A 19,026-nucleotide genomic window follows, 5' to 3' on the forward strand; every position below is an offset into this window, starting at 1 on the left:
CTGCCTCTCAGAACAATCTTGAACGGATTGAACGGGCTCCTGAGGTGCACACCGTACCGGCAGAGAGTGATCGCCGGTTCACTGAATGCAAGCATCCGGGCAAGGGTCACTCCGGAGAGCCTCCCGGCGCGGTGAGCCATCCGTGCACCGGGTCGAACCAGTCGAGAGGAGCACCACCATGACCGTCATGCTCGAAACCTCGAACGCCACCGGGTTCCGCGATCCCCGCGCGCTGCTCAACGCCTGCCGTCCGTACGTGACGGAGAAGACCTACAACGTCTTCGAGGGTATGGCCGAGGGCGAGGAGTTGTTCGACCGCGAGGTGAAACTACTGCTGCGCGACAACGTCATGACGCGTGACATGGCCGAGCGGATCATGGAGAACGCCATCGCCTACACCATCACCGCGATCGAACGCCCGGACGTGCACCTCGGCGTCGGCAAGATCGTGGACATCGGCGTCCACCAGCTCTATCTCGACACCCCCGTGTTGTTCGCGTTCTTCGCGCTCCACAACGGATCCGAGTTCAAGCACCACGCTCCGCTCATCACCCGCCGTCGGGACGGTCTCGTTCTCCGCACCGCCGACTTCCTCCGCGCCAACGGCTTCGCCGTGGACGAGGAGCTGTGGAACGTCGACGGCGCCGACTGCTCGCCCTGCGACGACAAGGTGCCCGACTCCCATTGAGTGACTGGCAGCAGCCCGACCGCCGCCACCAGCCCATCGAACCGCCCCGAGGGGTGGGGCTCCACCGGTACCGCGGTGGAGCCCCGACCCCGTTTCCCGGAGGACCACTCCATGACCGCACCGCACAACTATGCGCACGAGCGCGCCCTGTGGGACGCCTTTGCCGAGCGGGCATGGAAGGACCCGTCCCACGACGAACCGGTGTTCCGGTGGACGCAGTACCGGGAGCACCCCGCCGACCCCGGCCCGGAGCTCCTCGGCGCCCCGAGCACCGCACTGGAGATCGGCTCGGGCACGGGTCGGGCCGTGGCCCACCTCGCCGGGCGCGGAGTGCGGGCGACCGGGGTGGACCTGTCGCCGGTCGCCGTGGCCCGGTGCGGCGAGCGGTACCGGCACTCGGGCGCCGAGTTCGTCTGCGCCGAGGTCCTCGCCCACCTGGCCGGCGAGCGGCGCACCTACGACGCGGTGTACTCGATCTTCGGGGCCGCCTGGTTCACCGACCCCGAACGGCTCTTCCCTCTCGTCGTGGGCGCCCTCAACCCGGGCGGCACCTTCGCCTTCTCCCAACCGCCCGCGATCCCCGGCGCCTACGGACCCCAGGGCATGTACAAGGGCGGTTTCGCGGGGCCCGCCATGTTCACGTACCGCTACAGCTACACCCCCGGGACCTGGGAGTGCTTCCTCCGCGACGCCGGGTTCGGGGACGTGCACGCCCGGGTGCTCGACGCTCCGGAACCCGGCCACATCGGTACCCTCCTCGTCACCGCGAGGGCCGTCTGACGCGTCCCGTCGGGCGGCGACGGGGCAGGAGCACCCTTCACCCTCCCAGGGGACAAATACACCCAGATACACCATCTTCCTGAGGAAAACATCACAACCCGTGCCGCTGCGTGCCTTTAGCGTGAGGCCCTAGCATCTGGGCATGACGGTCCTGCCTGACGACGGGCTTTCGCTGGCCGCCGAGTTCCCTGACGCGACCCATGAGCAGTGGCAACGCCTCGTGGAGGGCGTACTGCGCAAGTCGGGCAAGGAAGCCTCGGGCGACGACGCTGAGAAAGCACTGTCCACGACGTTGGAGAACGGGCTCACGACCCGGCCCCTCTACACCCCGAGGGACGCGGTGGCCGACACCGGGTTCCCCGGCTTCGCGCCCTTCGTGCGGGGCGGGCGCGCCGAGGGCGTGGCACCCGGCGGATGGGACGTGCGGCAGCGGCACGCCGGGAGCGACCCGGTACGGGTCAACGAGGCGGTGCTCGCCGACCTGGAGAACGGGGTGACCTCGCTGTGGCTCGCCGTGGGCCGGGGCGGCATCCCCGTGGACGGCCTCGGGCGGGCGCTGCACGGGGTGTACCTGGACCTCGCGCCGATCGTCCTCGACGCCGGTGACGCGTACGGGGCGGCCGGTCGGGCGCTGTGGGAGCTGTACGGCGAGCGCGGGGTGCGGCCCACCGAGGCCCGGGCGGTGTTGGGCGCGGATCCGCTGGGGCACGAGGCCCGTACCGGTCGGGAGGTCGCCACCGGCGATGCGGTCGAGCTGGCCCGGGCCGCGGTCGCGCACTGGCCGGGCGTGCGGGCCCTGACCGTCGACGCGCTGCCGTACCACGAGGCCGGTGGCTCGGCCGCCGAGGAGCTGGGCCTCTCGCTGGCGACCGGGGTCGCGTACCTGCGGCTGCTCACGGATGCGGGGCTGACCGCGGAACAGGCGTGCGGGCAACTGGAGTTCCGGTACGCGGCGAGCGCCGACCAGTTCCTGACGATCGCCAAGTTCCGAGCGGCGCGGCGCCTGTGGGCCCGGGTCGCCGAGGTGTCGGGCGTGCCGGGCGCCGCCGGAGCGCAGCGGCAGCACGCGGTGACGTCGTCGGTGATGATGACCCGGCGCGACCCGTGGGTGAACATGCTGCGGACGACGCTCGCCTGTCTGGGGGCCGGGGCCGGCGGGGCGGACGCCGTGACGGTGTCGCCGTTCGACGAGGCGATCGGGCTGCCGGACGCGTTCGCACGGCGCATCGCCCGGAACACGTCGACGATCCTGCTGGAGGAGTCGCATCTGGCGCGGGTGATCGACCCGGCGGGCGGCTCCTGGTACGTGGAGCGGTTGACCGATGAACTCGCCCATCTGGGCTGGGAGTTCTTCCGGACGGTGGAGCGTGCGGGTGGGCTGGGCGCCGCGCTGCGGTCCGGGTTCGTCGCCGAGCGGTTGGCCGGGACCTGGGCGGTGCGCTCCCAGCGGCTCGCCACCCGGCGGGAGCCGGTGACGGGCGTGAGCGAGTTCCCGCTGTTGGCGGAGCGGACGGTGGAGCGACAGGCACATCCCGCGCCGCTGTCCGGGGGGCTGCCCCGGGTGCGCAGGGACGAGGCGTACGAGGTGCTGCGGGCCCGTTCGGACGCGCACCTGGCGGCGACGGGCGCCCGACCGAGGGTGTTCCTCGCGGCGCTGGGTCCGGCCGCCGCGCACACCGCGCGGGTCACCTTCGCGGCGAACCTCTTCCAGGCCGGCGGGATCGAGCCGGTGCACGACCCGGTGACGGTGGACGCGGAGTCGGTCGCCGCCGCGTTCGCCGCGAGCGGGGCCTCGCTCGCCTGTCTGTGTTCCAGTGACGCGCGTTACGAGGAGGAGGCGCCGGCGGTGGCCGCCGCCCTCCGGAGCGCGGGGGCCGGGCGGGTGCTCCTCGCGGGTCGCCCGGGCGGGCACCCGGGCGTGGACGGTCACGTCTTCGCCGGCTGTGACGCGGTGGCCACCTTGACCTCCGTCCTCGACTTCCTGGGAGTGTCGTGATGACGATCCCCGACTTCACCGGCATCGACCTGACCGGCGGGCCCGGCACGGGCTCCGAGGAGCAGTGGCGGACGGCGGTGAAGGAGTCCACCGGCAAGGACGAGGGCGACCTGCGGTGGGAGACGCCGGAGGGCATCCCGGTGCAGCCGCTGTACACCGGGCGGGACCTGGAGGGCCTCGACTTCCTGGGCACCTACCCGGGCGTCGCCCCGTACCTGCGGGGCCCGTACCCGACGATGTACGTCAACCAGCCGTGGACGATCCGGCAGTACGCGGGGTTCTCGACGGCGGAGGAGTCCAACGCGTTCTACCGGCGCAATCTCGCCGCCGGGCAGAAGGGCCTGTCGGTCGCGTTCGACCTGCCGACGCACCGGGGGTACGACAGCGACCACCCCCGGGTCACGGGTGACGTGGGGATGGCCGGGGTCGCCATCGACTCGATCTACGACATGCGGCAGTTGTTCGACGGCATCCCGTTGGACCGGATGACCGTGTCGATGACGATGAACGGCGCGGTGCTGCCGGTGCTGGCGCTGTACATCGTGGCCGCCGAGGAGCAGGGCGTACCGCCCGAGAAGCTGGCCGGGACCATTCAGAACGACATCCTCAAGGAGTTCATGGTCCGCAACACGTACATCTACCCGCCGAAGCCGTCGATGCGGATCATCTCCGACATCTTCGCGTTCACCTCGCGGCGGATGCCCCGCTACAACTCGATCTCCATCTCCGGTTACCACATACAGGAGGCCGGAGCGACGGCCGACCTGGAGTTGGCGTACACCCTGGCGGACGGGGTCGAGTACCTGCGGGCGGGCCGCGGGGCGGGCCTGGACGTGGACGCGTTCGCGCCCCGGTTGTCGTTCTTCTGGGCGATCGGCATGAACTTCTTCATGGAGATCGCCAAGCTGCGGGCGGCCCGGCTGCTGTGGGCCCGACTGGTGCGGGAGTTCGGCCCCGAGAACCCCAAGTCGCTGTCGCTGCGCACCCATTCGCAGACCTCGGGCTGGTCGCTGACCGCGCAGGACGTGTTCAACAACGTGACGCGCACCTGTGTGGAGGCGATGGCGGCGACCCAGGGGCACACCCAGTCGCTGCACACCAACGCGCTGGACGAGGCGTTGGCGCTGCCGACGGACTTCTCCGCGCGGATCGCCCGCAACACGCAGTTGCTGATCCAGCAGGAGTCGGGCACGACCCGGGTCATCGACCCGTGGGGCGGCAGTGCGTACGTGGAGAAGTTGACGTACGACCTGGCGCGTCGGACCTGGGCGCACATCCAGGAGGTCGAGGCGGCGGGCGGCATGGCCCAGGCCATCGACGCGGGCATCCCGAAGCTGCGGGTCGAGGAGGCGGCGGCCCGCACCCAGGCGCGGATCGACTCGGGGCGGCAGCCGGTGATCGGCGTCAACAAGTACCGGGTGGAGACCGACGAGCAGATCGAGGTGTTGAAGGTCGACAACTCCTCGGTGCGGCAACGGCAGATCGACCAGTTGCGGCGGCTGCGCGCGGAGCGGGACGAGACGGTGTGCCAGGACGCGCTGCGCGCCCTCACCCACGCCGCCGGACGGACCCCCGGCCCGGACCTGGAGGGCAATCTGCTGGCCCTGGCGGTGGACGCGGCCCGGGCGAAGGCGACGGTCGGGGAGATCTCGGACGCGTTGGAGAAGGTGTACGGGCGGCACGCGGGTCAGATCCGTACGATTTCCGGTGTGTACCGCACCGAAGCAGGCAAGTCGCCGTCCGTGGAGCGCACCCGGGCCCTGGTGGGCTCCTTCGAGGAGGCCGAGGGGCGCCGGCCGCGCATCCTGGTCGCCAAGATGGGCCAGGACGGGCACGACCGGGGGCAGAAGGTGATCGCGACGGCGTTCGCGGACCTCGGTTTCGACGTCGACGTGGGCCCGCTGTTCCAGACCCCGGCGGAGGTCGCCCGACAGGCCGTCGAGGCGGACGTGCACATCGTCGGGGTGTCGTCGCTGGCCGCGGGACACCTCACGCTCGTTCCGGCGCTGCGGGAGGAGCTGGCGCGCGAGGGCCGCGAGGACATCATGATCGTGGTCGGTGGGGTGATCCCGCCGCAGGACGTCCCGGCGCTCCACGAGGCGGGTGCCACGGCGGTGTTCCCGCCCGGCACGGTCATCCCGGACGCGGCCTACGACCTGGTGGACCGGCTGTCGCAGCAGCTCGGGCACGGGTCCGGGGAAGCGGTGAGTCGGTAGTCCATGGTGAGGACGATCGATCTCGACGACTACGTACGGGGCGTGCGCGAGGGCCGGCGGGCGTCCGTGGCGCGGGCGATCACGCTGGTGGAGTCGACCCGGGCCGACCACCGTGCACGCGCCCAGGAGTTGCTGACCGCTCTGCTGCCGTACGCGGGGCGGGCGCGGCGGGTCGGCATCAGCGGGGTCCCGGGCGTCGGCAAGTCGACGTTCATCGATGCGCTGGGGACGATGCTGACGGGGCTGGGGCACCGGGTCGCGGTGCTCGCGGTCGACCCTTCGTCCACCCGGACGGGCGGCTCGATCCTCGGGGACAAGACGCGGATGGAGCGGCTGTCGGTGGACCCGGCGGCGTTCGTGCGCCCCTCCCCCACCGCGGGCACGCTCGGCGGGGTGGCCAAGGCCACCCGGGAGTCCATCGTGGTGATGGAGGCCGCCGGGTACGACGTGGTGTTGGTGGAGACGGTGGGCGTGGGGCAGTCGGAGACGGCCGTCGCGAACATGGTGGACACGTTCCTGCTGTTGTCGCTGGCGCGGACCGGGGACCAGTTGCAGGGCATCAAGAAGGGCGTCCTGGAGCTGGCGGACGTGATCGCCGTGAACAAGGCGGACGGCCCGCACGAGCGGGACGCACGGGCCGCGGCCCGTGAACTTGCGGGTGCACTGCGGCTGTTGCAGTCGCCGGACGCGGCGTGGTCCGCCCCGGTGCTGAGTTGCAGCGCCCGGGAGGGCACCGGTCTGGACACCGTGTGGGAGCGGGTGGAGGCGCACCGCGCGCTGCTCGACTCCACGGGTGCGCTGGCCGCCAAGCGTCGGGACCAGCAGGTCGACTGGACCTGGTCGATGGTCCACGACGAGGTGTTGGGGAGGTTGCGCACCGACCCCGCGGTACGGGCGCTGGCGCCGGGCCTGGAGCAGGAGGTGCGCCGTGGGGAGCTGACCGCGACGCTGGCCGCGGAACGCATCCTGGAGGCGCTGCGGGGCGGGGAGCCCACCGGGTAGGCAGCCACTGCCCCCGGACGGTCGCTCTCCGTGCGTCACGGGACTGGTGCCCGTCACGGGGCTGGCGCCCGTTACCCCGCTGGCGCCCGTTACCCCGTTGGCGGGCTCTTACTCCTGTGCGCGGCGACCCGGCCGGCCTTTCACCCGTTCGGCGGTATTCCGTTCGCCACCGGCGGCCGGACGTCACACGCTCGGGGCACCGGGTCCTCGGTGGTCCCCCGGTCGGGGACCACCGCTCAGCACCGAGGGCCGCGCTTCGAGGGGAGAACCCCATGAGCAGCACCACACCACCGCCGGCGGGCACCCCGGGGACCGGTGGGACGCCCCCGCAGCACCGGAAGTCCTCCGGTGCCGACTGGGTCACCGGAGGGACCGTCTTCGCCGGGGTCCTGATGCTGGTCTCCGGTGTGCTGGCGGTCCTGAACGGCATCGCGGCGGTCGCCGAGGACGATGTGTACGCCCGCGTCGGCGACTACGTGTTCGAGTTCAGCCTGACCACCTGGGGCTGGATCCACATCGTCCTCGGCGTGCTCGTGGCGGTGGTGGGCTACGGCATCCTCAAGGGCACCGACTGGGCCCGTGCAGTGGGCGTCGGGCTGGCCGCGCTGAGCATCGTCCTCAACTTCATCTGGCTGCCCTACCAGCCGTTGTGGGCGCTGATCAGCATCGCCATCGGCGTCTTCGTGATCTGGGCACTGTGCAGCACTCCGCGGCGGGAGGACCCTCTCCTCTGACGGTTCCCGGGCTCGGCAGGGGTCCGTGCGGGGTCGGTCGCCCCGCACGGACCCCTGCCGCGTGGGGGCTCAGTCCCGTCCCCAGGGCCGCAGCTTCTCCGGGTTGCGGACCGCCCAGATGCGGTCGACCCGCCCGTCACGGACGTCGAACGCGGCCACGGTCACCACGACGCCGGCCCGCCGGGCGACCAGGCCCGGCACTCCGTTGACCGACCGCTCCAGGAGTTCGAGCCCCGGTGCCCGGTCGGCGATGGCCACCATGTAGGCGGCGATGCGCGCCCCGCCTTCGACCGGGCGCAGCACGGTGCCGACCATGCCGCCGCCGTCGGCGGTCATCACGGCGGCCGGGTCGAGGAGGCCGACGAGGGCCGCGATGTCCTTGGCCTGCCACGCCTCCTTGACGTGCCTCACCACAGCGGCCCGGTCGGCCGCCGGCACCGGAGCGCGCGCCGCGCCCGCCCGTCGTCGGGCGGAGGCCGCCAGCTGTTTGCAGGCCGCGGGGGTCCGGTCGAGGACGTCGGCGATCTCGGCGAACGGGTACCGGAAGACGTCGTGCAGGACGAACGCCACCCGCTCGGCGGGCGTCATCGACTCCAGGACGACGAGGAACGCCATGGTCACCGACTCGTCCAGGACGATCCGGTCGGCGGGGTCCTCGGGGCCGGTGGGGGCGGCGGCGCCCGCACGGCCCGACCCGGCGGTGCCGTCGGGCAGCGGCTCGGGCAGCCAGGCGCCGACGTAGCGTTCCCGGCGGGCCCGCGCCGAGCCGAGCAGGTCCAGGCAGATGCGGCTGGTCACCGTCGTCAACCAGGCGCCGGGGGAACGGATCTCCTCCCGCCGGCCGTGCGGCAGCGCGTACCAGCGCGCGTAGGCGTCCTGCACGGCGTCCTCGGCCTCGGTCAACGAACCGAGCAACCGGTAGGCGACATTGATCAGTCGGCCTCGCTCGCCGACCGTACCGTCCACGCCGGCCCCGCCCCTGCCCATGTTCCCGGTCGCCCCCTCGCCTTACCTTTCGCAGGCCCGCGTCGTCGGACTGGTGAGACCTTATCGATCTACTGCCCGAGGGCGGACAAGGGGACTTCGAGATGGCGACCCAGCTGACGGCGCACGCACGGCGCAGGCCCTCGTTCCTCCAGGTCTCGATCGCCGTGCAGACCGTGACCGTCTTCCTCCAGGCGGTCTCCGCGGGACTGCTGTTGACCTCGTCCTACGGGGAGGTGCTGCACGACGTCGGAGCCCGGGTGATGTACGGGGCGTCGATGCTGTACGTGCTCGCCGCGGTGCTGGCGTGGAAGCGGGGCGGCGGCTCGCCCCGGGCCGTCTGGCAGGCGTCCGGCTTCCTGGTGCTCGCGTCGGTCCAGGTCGCGGTCGGCATCGCGCACGTCCCGTCGGTCCACTTCCCGCTGGGCGTCCTGATGTTCGGCCTGAGCCTGCTGGCCCTGGCCCGTCCAAGGCGGTGACGCCCCAGGGATCCCCGTTCGCACGCGGCGATCGTCCGCGCGGCCACCGAGTTGGTGGTCGAGGTCGGTTACGCCACGACCTCGATCGGGGCGGTGGCCGCCCGCGCTGGTGCAAGCGCTGGTCGACGAGTTCCGCGCACCCGGCGCCGCGGCGGCGCTTCCGGGACTGCTCGCCGACTTCGCCGCCGACCCGGAGCTCAAAGCACGCATCCGCGGCGACTTCCTCGCCCCGGCGAAGGCGCGGCTGGCGCTCGTCTTCGAGCGTGCCGCGGCTCGTGGGGAGATCACGGACGACACCCCCGTGGACCTGGTCCTGGACATGCTGGCCGGGGCCGTGTTCTCCACGTCGGCCTGGTCTACCTCGCTCTGGCGGACGACACGTCGACGACCCGCCTGGCGGCCTGGTTCGTGGCTGCGCACTTCCTCCGCGTACGCGATCGTCTTCCTGGTCGTCACGCTGTCGGTCGGCTGGCCCAGGCCACTGCTCAGGCTGCCGCAGTGGATGCTGTTCCTCCCGGTCTGCGCCCTGACGGTGGCGGGCACCGTCTAGCGACGGCCCGCAGGGTCCGGTGGGCTACACGCCGGGCTCCGCCGCGATGACGCCGGCCGCGATCGACGCCTCCAACGCCGAGTGGTCGGCCGCGTTCTGGTCCGCGTACCGCAGCGCGAAGTCGGCCACGGCCCGGTCGAAGGTGTCGCCCGCGCCCAGGTAGGCGGCGAGGGCGATGCGGTCGCCGGACCGGGCGTGGGCGCGGGCCAGGGCGACACCGCAGAGGCCGGCGTAGCGCACGAGTTGGCCGGGGGACAGCGCGGCGAGGTCGACCGCACCCTTCATGTCCCGGAGCTGGCGCCAGTAGTAGGCCCGGCCGTGCGAACCGGTCATCCAGCCGAGGAAGATGTCGCTCGCGGCCTGCGTCAACCGCTGACCGGCGACCACCCGGCGACCGGGGTGGTCGTAGACGCCGTTCGGCAGGTGCTCCTCCAGGACGGACGGCGCCGCTTCCTTGATCTGGAGGAACAGCGGGTCGCCGTCGTCGCGCCCGGTGAGCAGCACGATGAAGCAGCGGGTGCCGACGCTGCCGACGCCGACGACCTTGCGGGCGGCGTCCACGAAGCGGTACCGGTCCAGGAGGGCGCGGCGTTCCTCGGTGAGGGTGGAGCGGTAGTCGCTGAAGGCCTTGCGCAGCTCGGTCAGGTCCGGCCCGCCCAGCCGCTCGACCAGCGGCGGATCGTCGACGATCCGCCGGCGTCCGTCGACCACCTCGGTGAGCTTGCCGAGGGCCTGGAGGCTGGTGCGGCGGCGGGCCCGGGCGAAGGTCGCCCGGGCCCGCCCCCGGCCGCCGGGGCGGATCAGCCGGATGAGGCCGGTGGCGTCGATGTGCGTGTACCAGACGTCCAGTTCGCCGAGGTCCGCGAGTTTGCGGATCATCAGGCGGTACTGGGTGACGCTCTCCCGCGCGGCGCGGTGGGCGGGCCCCTTGCCGAGGCCGTTGTCCCGGGCGGCGACGGCGGCGCTGACGGCGAGGCGTTTGACGTCCCACTCGAAGGGGCCCGGGAACGTCTCGTCGAAGTCGTTGACGTCGAAGAGCTGGGTGCGTTCCGGCGAGGCGTACAGCCCGAAGTTCATCAGGTGGGCGTCGCCGCAGAGTTGGACGGTGAGCCCGGTGTTGTCCGTGGCGGCGAGGTCGGCCGCCATGATCGCGGCGCTCCCCCGGAGGAACGCGAAGGGGGACAGGACCATCCTGCCGTAGCGGACGGGGAGCAGTTCCGGTACCCGGTCGGTGCCCTGGCGTTCCAGTACGGCCACCGGGTCGGGGCGGCCGACGGCCGGGATCCACATGCCGTGGGCACTGCGCGGCACCCGTTTGCGGGCGCGGCGGCCCCGGGTCGCACGCGCCTGGGGAGTCCGGTCGGCCGGGGGTCCGGCGGGGGTGCTCACGGCGCCCGCCGCGCGTGGGCGGTGGGCGTCCTGGGGGTCCTCGGCATGGGCAGCCTCCCGGGGGTACGCCGCGTGGTGTCCCCAGTGAACGGGACCCCGTGGCGGGCCGCACCGCCGGTACGGCATCCGGGTGAGCCCCCGCGGGGCGGGAGCGGCAGCCGGGGGCGGGGCGGGGGAACGGGCGGAGGAACCGCCGCAACCGGCTCCCCCGCCCTCGGTCAGCGGCTGTAGCGCATGAACGCCCGGACCATGTGGCACGTGGTGTCCGACGGCGGGTGGATGCCGACGCGCTCGGCGGTGGACCGGATCGTGCGGTTGGGCGCCTGGCTCGGCACGTACACGCCCGCGTCGAGCAGGGCGATGGCGAGGCGCATGGCCTTGAGCCGTCGGTTGTGGGTGACGTACCACTCGCGCGGGCGTCCGGCGGGCAGCGCCTGCTTCCGCAGCGGGGTGTACGGGAGGTCGATCGGCAGGGTCTGGTGCGTGAGTGCGGCAGTGGGCACGGACATCCTCCTGTCGCCGTCGAGGGCTCCTCGCGAACCCCCTTGAACTGCTTCCATTTTACCGCCCACCACTGACAAAAGCCCCTGCTCAGAATGGATGTGATGGGCCGTCAAGCAGGCCCCCGGGACGCCCCGCCGCGCACCCCGTTGCGCCTCCTCCGGGAGACGACAGCCGGCGTCGATTACCACGCCCGGGAAGCACTTCGGCCGGCGGGACGCAGAAACCGTCCCTCGCGGAGTGTGGCGTTCGTTACCCGGGGTTTCCCCGTCCGCGTTGAGCAACCACCCCCACGTGATTCGTACCTGACACCGCAAGCCGCACGGCCGCCCGGCTCCCGGGACACCGCGCCGGCCCGGGAGCCGGAGCACCGCGCGGGTCCACGACACCAGCGGAGGACGGCATGGACGGACAGAGCCCACAGGACACCGGAAGGGACGCCGTACGGCTCCTGCGGGAGGCGTCGGCCGCGCTGACCGCACTGCACGCGCGGTTCGCCGCCCGGCACGGCATGCACCCCACCGACGTACGGGCCCTCGCCTGGCTCCTGGACGCCCGACGGGCCGGCACGCCCGTGACCGCGGGGCTGCTCGGGTCCCGGCTCGGGCTGAACTCCGCGGGGACCACCGCCCTCATCGACCGGCTCGAACACCTCGGGCACGTCAGACGGGTCCCGGACCGGCAGGACCGCCGACGGGTGCTCATCGACCTGCAACAGCGGGCCGCCACCCTCGCCGCAACCGTGCACGCCCCCCTGCTCGACCGGTCCGCGGAGCTGGTCAAGGAGTACGACGACCACCAGCTCGACGCCGTGCAGCGGTTCCTCACCTCGGTGCTGGCCGCGGCACGGGGGACGACGGAAACGGTGCCGGCGACGGTGACGAAGATGAGCCCCGCGCCCGGACGGGGAACAGCCGGGTAACACGGGGTTCACGTACGGGCAACCGTCGGGTAATCGCGTCTTGACACTGTCGGTCACGCACCGCGCCCCCGCGGCACCCGCACCGACCGCGCAGTCCTGACGCCCCAAGGATGTGTCCCGTGACGTTCAAGGCCGAGTACATCTGGATCGACGGCACCGAGCCGACGGCCAAGCTCCGTTCGAAGACGAAGATCATGCCGGGCTCCGCCACGGTCCTCGCCGAGCTGCCGTTGTGGGGCTTCGACGGATCGAGCACCAACCAGGCCGAGGGCCGCTCCTCGGACTGCGTGCTGCGGCCCGTGTTCGTCTGCCCGGACCCGATCCGCGGCGGCGACGACATCCTGGTGCTGTGCGAGGTCCTCAACACCGACCTGACCGCCCACCCGTCCAACACCCGGGCGGAGCTGGCCGAGGTCGCCGAGCGGTTCGCCGCGCAGGAGCCGATCTTCGGCATCGAGCAGGAGTACACCTTCTTCGAGGGGGAGCGCCCGCTCGGCTTCCCCGTGGGCGGCTTCCCCGCGCCGCAGGGCGGCTACTACTGCGGCGTCGGCGCGGACGAGATCCACGGGCGACCCGTCGTCGAGGCGCACCTGGAGAACTGTCTCAAGGCGGGCCTCGGGATCTCCGGCATCAACGCCGAGGTGATGCCCGGCCAGTGGGAGTTCCAGGTGGGGCCGCTGGCCCCGCTGGAGGTCTCGGACCAGCTGTGGGTGGCCCGCTGGCTGCTCTACCGCACGGCGGAGGACTTCGACGTGTCGGCCACCCTCGACCCGAAGCCGGTCAAGGGCGACTGGAACGGCGCGGGCGCGCACACCAACTTCTCGACCCGGGCGATGCGCGAGGGCTACGACCCGATCATCACCGCGTGCGAATCGCTGGGTGAGGGGTCCAAGCCGCTGGACCACGTCAAGAACTACGGGGCGGGCATCGACGACCGGCTGACCGGCCTGCACGAGACGGCGCCCTGGAACGAGTACTCGTACGGGGTCTCCGACCGCGGCGCGTCCGTCCGCATCCCGTGGCAGGTCAAGGACGAGGGCAAGGGCTACATCGAGGACCGGCGCCCCAACGCGAACGTGGACCCGTACGTCGTCACGCGACTGATGGTCGACACCTGCTGCGCCGCGCTGGAGAAGGCCGGTCAGGTCTGATCCCGCGCCACCCGTCACGCTCCCGTGGGGCGCCCGCCGCGACCGGTGGGCGCCCCGCCCGCGTGGGGCGACCGTGCGCCACGGCTGCGGCTTCCCGGGCGCGGTGTCAGTGGGCCGTGGCACCTTGGGTCCCGGAATCCGCAGGCCGAAGGGAGCACCATGACGGACGCGAGCGGGGCAGGAGTGGAGGCGCTCGGCCGGAGTGCGCCGGGGGACGGTGACCCGCTCGCCGTTCGGGTCAGGACGGAGGACGACGCGAGCCATCTGCGGCCCTGCGCCGCGCGGCTGCGCCGTCTGGTGGAGCGGATCGGCGGGGCGGACGACCACTTCCTCGTCGTCCAACGGGTGCCCGACCTCCCGGACGTGTTCCTCCAGGTCTGGCACGCCGAGGGGGAGGAGTACCGCGTGGAACACCGGTCGAGCCGGGCGGTGTTCCTGGGTGCGGACCTCCCGGCCGATGACCGTGACCGGGTCGTCGCGGCGGTCCTCGGCTGGTCGCTGGGCGCGGACGGCTGGGACCACGGCATCGCGTGGAAGCCGGTGGACGCGGACCCGCCGGTCGACGAGCCGGAGGTGCCCGAGGAGTTGCGCGGCCCCCTGGAGGAGCGGGTGCGGACGCTGATCCGCTGCGGGTACCTCGACCGCGCGGCGCTCGCGGAGGTGGCCGAGGAACACCTGATCGGCTCGGCTCAGGCGGAGCGCGCCGGGTTCGCGCCCGGGCGGCGGCCGGTGTCCCCGGGACAGGCGCGGGACCTGGTGGACCGGCTGTGGCTGGCGCGGGTCGCGGAGAGCGCCGACTGGTCGGGGACCACGGACCCCGAGCGGGTGACGGAGGCGTTCGCGGCGCTGGAACGCACGGGCATCACGGCCCGTGAGGACTTCACGTGTTGCCTCGGTTGCGGGCGCTCCGACATCGGCGGCGAGGCCGGTCCGGGCGCCCGGGGATACGTGTTCTTCCACCGCGGGGCGACCGGGTCCGCAACCGCCGGGCAGGGGCTGTCGCTCGTGTACGGCGGGTTCGACGGCAGCGGCACGACCGCGGTGGCGGTGGGCCGTGAGGTGGTCGCGGCACTGGCGGCCACCGGGCTGTCCACGAAGTGGGACGGTGAACCGGACAGCGGTATCCTCGTGACCCCCGTCAACTGGCGAAAGCGCCTGGTCGGTTGAGGTACGGGTGCTCCAATCGCGCCAAGGGACGCGTCCATCAGGTGAGAGAGCGTTCCTGACGGGCACCCCCTTCTGGTTCAATGGCGCCATGGCCAGCGACCAGAACACAACGACGGGATGCCCCGACGTGTACGCACTGGAGCCCTTCTGGCCGTCCCGACAGCACCACGACTTCGATCGGGTGTGTCGCCGCGCAAGGAACGCGCAGGCCCTCTAAAGCCGTTCACCCCGGCCTTCGGCCAGCGCGCACGACGTACGTCCTCGACGGGACGGGTCCACCGGCCCGTCGCCCTCGACTCAATCGACGGCATCTCGCGCGAAAGAGCTGACCCCTCATGGCGAACACCCGTTCCTTCCCGGCGAACACCCCCCGCTCGGGCGCTTCCTATCCACAGGGGACCTCGTATCCCCCCTCCTCCGCCGCGGCCTACTCGACGGCCACCGCCGCGGCCTACGGCCAGCCGCTCGGCGGTGCGGGCAGCCGTTCCGGCGCCACCGGTTCCCCCGCCCGGCGCGGGTTGCGCGCCGTGGACCGGGACGAAGTCGTCGACGTGACGGACTTCCTGCCGCCGGGGGCCACCTGGCTGCCCGCGCCGCAGCACACCCTGCCCTCGATCCCCGGGCAGCCCCCGATGATCGGGTACCTGGTCCTGGTCCCCGCCGACCAGCAGCGGCTGCTGCCCGTGCCCCCGACGTCCGGGGAGGAGTCCGTCGAGGGCGACGAACTGGTGCGGGTGGACACCGTGCGGCGGACCGCCCGGGTGCTCGGGCGGGAACTCGACCTCACCTACCTTGAGTTCGAACTCCTGGCCCATCTCGTGGCCCACCCCGGGCGGGTGCACACCCGGGACCAGCTGGTCACCACCGTGTGGGGGTACGGGCACGTGGGCGACGGCCGGACCGTCGACGTCCATGTGGCCCGACTGCGCCGCAAGTTGGGGGCCGAGCACCGGCAGGCGATCCAGACCGTGCGCAGGGTGGGCTACAAGTACGTGCCGCCGTCCGCCCAGTGAGGTGATCTGGCGCCGTGCGGATTCCGCTGTCGGAGGAAGACGTTCTCCGACAGCGGAACCGCGTTCCCACCCGGACCGGCGCGGTGTCAGGGTCGGTGCATGAAGCTACTGATTCTGGGAGGAAGCGAGTTCGCGGGGCGCGCCGTCGCCGAAGAGGCCGTGCAACGCGGCTGGCAGGTCACCGCGTTCAACCGGGGACGGCATCCCGCACCGGACGGCGTCGCCACGTTGACCGGGGACCGCACGGCGCCCGGGGGGCTGTCCGCGCTGGCGAACGGCGACTGGGACGCGGTGGTCGACACCTGGTCGGCCGCCCCCCGCGCGGTGCGGGACACGGCCGCGCTGTTGGCGGACCGGGTCGGGCACTACACGTACGTGTCCAGCAAGTCGGTGTACGCCTGGGCACCGCCCGCCGGGGCGAACGAAAGCCATCCGCCGGTGACGGGCGACCCCGATGCGGAGGCGACGGCATACGCCGAGGACAAACGGGGCGCCGAACTCGCCGTGGAGGCCGCCTTCGGACCGGAGCGGAGCCTGCTGCTGCGCGCCGGACTGATCATCGGCCCCTACGAGAACGTAGGACGGCTGCCCTGGTGGCTGAACCGGATCGCCCGGGGCGGTGCGGTCCTCGCCCCGGGCCCCCGGGACCTGCCCCTCCAGTACGTGGACGTCCGTGACCTCGCCGCCTTCGCCCTCGATGCCACGGTCGCCGGGCTGAACGGCCCCTACGACACGGTGAGTCCCTCGGGGCACACCACCACCGGAGAGCTCCTGGACGCCTGTGTGGCGGTCACCGGCTCCCGCGCCCAGCTGCGCTGGATCGACCCGGAGGTCATCCTGAAGGCCGGCGTTGAGCCCTGGACGGAGCTGCCGATCTGGGCCCCGCCCGGCTCGGAGGTGCACGCGGCCCTGCACGGCTCGGACGTGTCGCGGGCCGTCGGAGCGGGTCTGGTCTGTCGCCCGGCCGCCGAGACGGTCGCCGACACCTGGACGTGGCTCACCTCCTTGGGCGGTGCGGCGCCGCACCGGCCGGACCGGCCCGCCGTCCGACTCTCCGCGGAGACCGAGGCACGCATCCTGCGGGAGGTCGCGGACGGCGGCGACCAGGGCTGATTCCGGTGGCGGTCGCCCGTCGACCGCCACCGCACACCTGTGCCCCACGACGGATCGGCGGGAGCGTTGAACGCCCGCGCGGGCAGCCCCGTATGGAACGGAACCGCTTCACCCCTGCCGTGCGCCCCCGGCCCGGCGAGGAGAGCAGAGGAGTTCCATGGCACGCACACGAAAACGACGACCGAGCACCGCCCGACGCGCCGTGGCCGCGTCGACCGCCCTGGTCCTGGGCGCGGGCGCGCTGGTCGTGGCGAACGTCTACGCCGCGGCGCAGGAGCCAGCGCCGACCGACGGCGACGGTACGCGGCCGGTGGTCGCCACGATCGACTGCCCCGACGTGGGCAACGAACTGACGGAGGTGCCCGGCGCGGCGCGGGCCGGGGTGGACGGTGATCTGGCCACCCTCGACGGCCAGATCACCGAGGCCTACCGGCGGCTCGCGGCCTCCCGGGACGCCGCCGCACGGGACCCGCGGTTCGTGCGGGACGACATCCTCACCCCGCTGAACGACGACCGGGCCGTGGTGATCGAACGCATCCGGCTCCAGATCAGCCGCAGCGGCGGCCGACCACCCGCGGGGATCGACTCCCTCGCCACCTGCACCGGCCGGTCCCCGGACGCCGGCCGCCCCGGCAACGGGAACGGGAACGGGAACGGGAACGGGAACGGGAACGGCAACAGCGGTGGCAACGGGAGCGGCGGCGGTCAGGCCGGCAACGGTCCCGTCGCCGCCGACTACGTGGACATCAGGTCCGTCCGCGCCAACACCGGCCGGCTCCCCCGCGTCCAGCGCAACGCCTCCCGCGGCACCTTCACCACCCGGTGCGGCACCAACCGGAACGGCCTGTTCAACTCGGACAACGTGATCGTGGCGCCGGGTGTCCGCAACGGCGCCCACCACATGCACGACTACGTCGGCAACCAGGCCAACGACGCGTTCGCCGACGACCGCACGCTCGCCCGGGGTGCGACCACCTGCCGGAACCAGGGCGACCGGTCCTCCTACTACTGGCCGGTGCTGCGGGTGCAGAACGGGCAGGACGAGGCGGACGCCGGTGCGGACGGCGGCGGTCGGGACCGGAACGTGGGCAAGATCCAGACGCCTTCGTCGGTGACCCTGGAGTTCGTGGGCAACCCGCGTTCCCCGGTGGTGGCCATGCCGCGGTTCCTGCGGATCATCACGGGGGACGCCAAGGCCCTGACCAACGGCACCGGCAACGCGAACGCCTCCTGGAGCTGCACCGGTTTCGAGGACCGGCAGCTGAAGGACAAGTACCCGCTGTGCCCGAGCGGCAGCCGGGTGGTGCGCACGTTCCGCTTCCAGAGCTGTTGGGACGGCAGGAACACGGACAGCGCGAACCACCGTACGCACGTGGCGTTCGTCGACCCGCGCACCGGCGCCTGCCCCTCGGGTTTCCGGGCGGTCCCGCAGCTCGTGCAGCGCATCGTCTACGACGTGGCACCGCGCCGGAACTTCGCCATCGACTCGTTCCCCGAGCAGCTGCACAAGCCGGTCACCGACCACGGTGACTTCATCAACGTCTTCGACCGGCAGCTCATGCAGCGACTGACGCAGTGCCTCAACCGCGGTCAGCGGTGCTCCTGACCGGGCCCGCGCGCCGGCCGGAGCGAACGGGCCGGTGAGGGCGCCACGACGGCCCGGAGGGCGGGACCCGATCCCCGCCCTCCGGGTCAGTGGCCGCCGTGGCCCGCCGGGCCGGAGTCCGGACCGGCGCCCGTACCGGTGTCCGTGCCGTGCGCGGATTCCTCCACCTGGCCGCCCAGTTCACGGCGGAGCGCCCCGACGACGTCCGGCTCCCCCACGGCCACCCACGCCCGCCCCACCAGATAGGTGCCGCCGTAGTCCTTGGCCCCGTTCAACCACTCCCGCTGGCCCCGGTCGGTGGCGAAGGTCACCAGCACGAACCGGCCCCCCTCCACCCGGCAGTCGGCCAACCTCAGCTCCTCGGCCCCGGTCCGCAGCTCGGGCTCGCAGCCGGCCAGGGCCGCGAGGTCTTCCAGGGTGCCGGTGGCCGTCGGGGGGACGTCCGGGGCCCGGTCGACACAGCCGGTGAGCCCGCCGAGCACGGTGAGCAGCACGACCGGGCCCGCGAGCCGTGCCCCCCGCCCGGCGCGGGACCGCGCACCGTTCACCGTCCCGTCCGGACCCCCCTCGGGGCCGCTCCTCGTCCGCCGCATCGCGCCGCCCTTCCGCCGGTGTCCCGGAGCCCGGGCGGGCCCCCTCCTGGATACGGCCCCGGGCTCCGCTGCGCTCAACGGCCGACACCCCGTCCCCTTCAACACCATCCCCTACGGGGCGTGTTCGCCAGGGCAAACATGG

The 19,026-nt window shown here is 72.7% G+C and carries 18 protein-coding genes; 14 read left to right on the top strand and 4 right to left on the bottom strand.

From position 1 onward, the window contains the following. Positions 1-178 precede the first annotated feature (178 nt). The 6 genes from ACFV88_RS04300 (at position 179) to ACFV88_RS04325 (ending at position 7,416) form a co-directional block, all read left to right on the top strand. Entirely contained in the window at positions 179-688 is a 510-nt protein-coding gene (locus ACFV88_RS04300; protein WP_385485804.1) for a hypothetical protein, read from the top strand. A gap of 111 nt (positions 689-799) precedes the next feature. Further along, positions 800-1,468: a class I SAM-dependent methyltransferase gene (locus ACFV88_RS04305; RefSeq protein WP_385485806.1), complete on the top strand. Its 669-nt coding sequence runs from the start codon at positions 800-802 to the stop codon at positions 1,466-1,468. A gap of 142 nt (positions 1,469-1,610) precedes the next feature. Continuing rightward, positions 1,611-3,464: a methylmalonyl-CoA mutase family protein gene (locus tag ACFV88_RS04310; protein WP_385485808.1), complete on the top strand. Its 1,854-nt coding sequence runs from the start codon at positions 1,611-1,613 to the stop codon at positions 3,462-3,464. Next, the gene (scpA, locus tag ACFV88_RS04315) at positions 3,464-5,680 is read left to right on the top strand and encodes a methylmalonyl-CoA mutase (protein ID WP_385485810.1); all 2,217 of its coding nucleotides are present in this window, start codon (positions 3,464-3,466) and stop codon (positions 5,678-5,680) included. The genes ACFV88_RS04310 and scpA overlap by 1 nt, the downstream gene beginning before the upstream one ends. Positions 5,681-5,683: 3 nt before the next feature. Further along, positions 5,684-6,682, top strand: a complete 999-nt coding sequence (meaB, locus tag ACFV88_RS04320; protein ID WP_385485812.1) for a methylmalonyl Co-A mutase-associated GTPase MeaB — start codon at positions 5,684-5,686, stop codon at positions 6,680-6,682. Between the two features lie 272 nt (positions 6,683-6,954). Next, on the top strand, positions 6,955-7,416 hold the full coding sequence (locus ACFV88_RS04325; RefSeq protein ID WP_385485814.1) for a hypothetical protein: 462 nt from the start codon (positions 6,955-6,957) through the stop codon (positions 7,414-7,416). A 69-nt stretch (positions 7,417-7,485) separates the two neighbouring features. Here ACFV88_RS04325 and sigJ read toward each other — a convergent pair whose 3' ends face one another. Further along, the gene (gene sigJ / locus ACFV88_RS04330; RefSeq protein WP_385485816.1) at positions 7,486-8,403 is read right to left on the bottom strand and encodes an RNA polymerase sigma factor SigJ; all 918 of its coding nucleotides are present in this window, start codon (positions 8,401-8,403) and stop codon (positions 7,486-7,488) included. A gap of 101 nt (positions 8,404-8,504) precedes the next feature. Here sigJ and ACFV88_RS04335 point away from each other — a divergent pair, with 101 nt between their 5' ends. After that, on the top strand, positions 8,505-8,879 hold the full coding sequence (locus tag ACFV88_RS04335; protein WP_385485818.1) for a hypothetical protein: 375 nt from the start codon (positions 8,505-8,507) through the stop codon (positions 8,877-8,879). Positions 8,880-8,988: 109 nt separating this feature from the next. Next, entirely contained in the window at positions 8,989-9,429 is a 441-nt protein-coding gene (locus ACFV88_RS04340; protein ID WP_385485820.1) for a TetR-like C-terminal domain-containing protein, read from the top strand. A gap of 24 nt (positions 9,430-9,453) precedes the next feature. Here ACFV88_RS04340 and ACFV88_RS04345 read toward each other — a convergent pair whose 3' ends face one another. Both ACFV88_RS04345 and ACFV88_RS04350 read right to left on the bottom strand, forming a co-directional pair. Continuing rightward, entirely contained in the window at positions 9,454-10,818 is a 1,365-nt protein-coding gene (locus ACFV88_RS04345; protein WP_385485822.1) for a DUF2252 domain-containing protein, read from the bottom strand. Between the two features lie 218 nt (positions 10,819-11,036). Further along, positions 11,037-11,327, bottom strand: coding sequence for a hypothetical protein (locus ACFV88_RS04350; RefSeq protein WP_385485824.1), 291 nt, complete (start codon positions 11,325-11,327; stop codon positions 11,037-11,039). Between the two features lie 395 nt (positions 11,328-11,722). Between ACFV88_RS04350 and ACFV88_RS04355 the strand changes: the two genes are divergently transcribed. The 6 genes from ACFV88_RS04355 (at position 11,723) to ACFV88_RS04380 (ending at position 18,291) form a co-directional block, all read left to right on the top strand. Then, a complete protein-coding gene (locus ACFV88_RS04355) occupies positions 11,723-12,241 on the top strand; it encodes a MarR family winged helix-turn-helix transcriptional regulator (protein ID WP_385485826.1) in 519 nt (172 codons plus the stop codon). A 119-nt stretch (positions 12,242-12,360) separates the two neighbouring features. Continuing rightward, on the top strand, positions 12,361-13,392 hold the full coding sequence (gene glnII / locus ACFV88_RS04360) for a glutamine synthetase (protein WP_385485828.1): 1,032 nt from the start codon (positions 12,361-12,363) through the stop codon (positions 13,390-13,392). 159 nt (positions 13,393-13,551) lie between these two features. After that, a complete protein-coding gene (locus ACFV88_RS04365) occupies positions 13,552-14,559 on the top strand; it encodes a DUF6891 domain-containing protein (protein ID WP_385485830.1) in 1,008 nt (335 codons plus the stop codon). A 335-nt stretch (positions 14,560-14,894) separates the two neighbouring features. Next, positions 14,895-15,572, top strand: coding sequence for a winged helix-turn-helix domain-containing protein (locus tag ACFV88_RS04370; protein WP_385485832.1), 678 nt, complete (start codon positions 14,895-14,897; stop codon positions 15,570-15,572). A 99-nt stretch (positions 15,573-15,671) separates the two neighbouring features. Further along, positions 15,672-16,685 carry an NAD-dependent epimerase/dehydratase family protein gene (locus ACFV88_RS04375; protein ID WP_385485834.1) on the top strand — a complete coding sequence of 338 codons (1,014 nt, stop codon included), beginning with the start codon at positions 15,672-15,674 and terminating at the stop codon, positions 16,683-16,685. Positions 16,686-16,842: 157 nt separating this feature from the next. Next, positions 16,843-18,291: a DUF1996 domain-containing protein gene (locus ACFV88_RS04380; RefSeq protein ID WP_385485836.1), complete on the top strand. Its 1,449-nt coding sequence runs from the start codon at positions 16,843-16,845 to the stop codon at positions 18,289-18,291. A gap of 86 nt (positions 18,292-18,377) precedes the next feature. On the opposite strand, the gene ACFV88_RS04385 is transcribed toward ACFV88_RS04380, so the two are convergent. Next, positions 18,378-18,884 carry a hypothetical protein gene (locus ACFV88_RS04385; RefSeq protein ID WP_385485838.1) on the bottom strand — a complete coding sequence of 169 codons (507 nt, stop codon included), beginning with the start codon at positions 18,882-18,884 and terminating at the stop codon, positions 18,378-18,380. Positions 18,885-19,026: the final 142 nt, after the last annotated feature.

This window comes from Streptomyces sp. NPDC059816, from assembly GCF_042732055.1.
Lineage (GTDB): Bacteria > Actinomycetota > Actinomycetes > Streptomycetales > Streptomycetaceae > Streptomyces.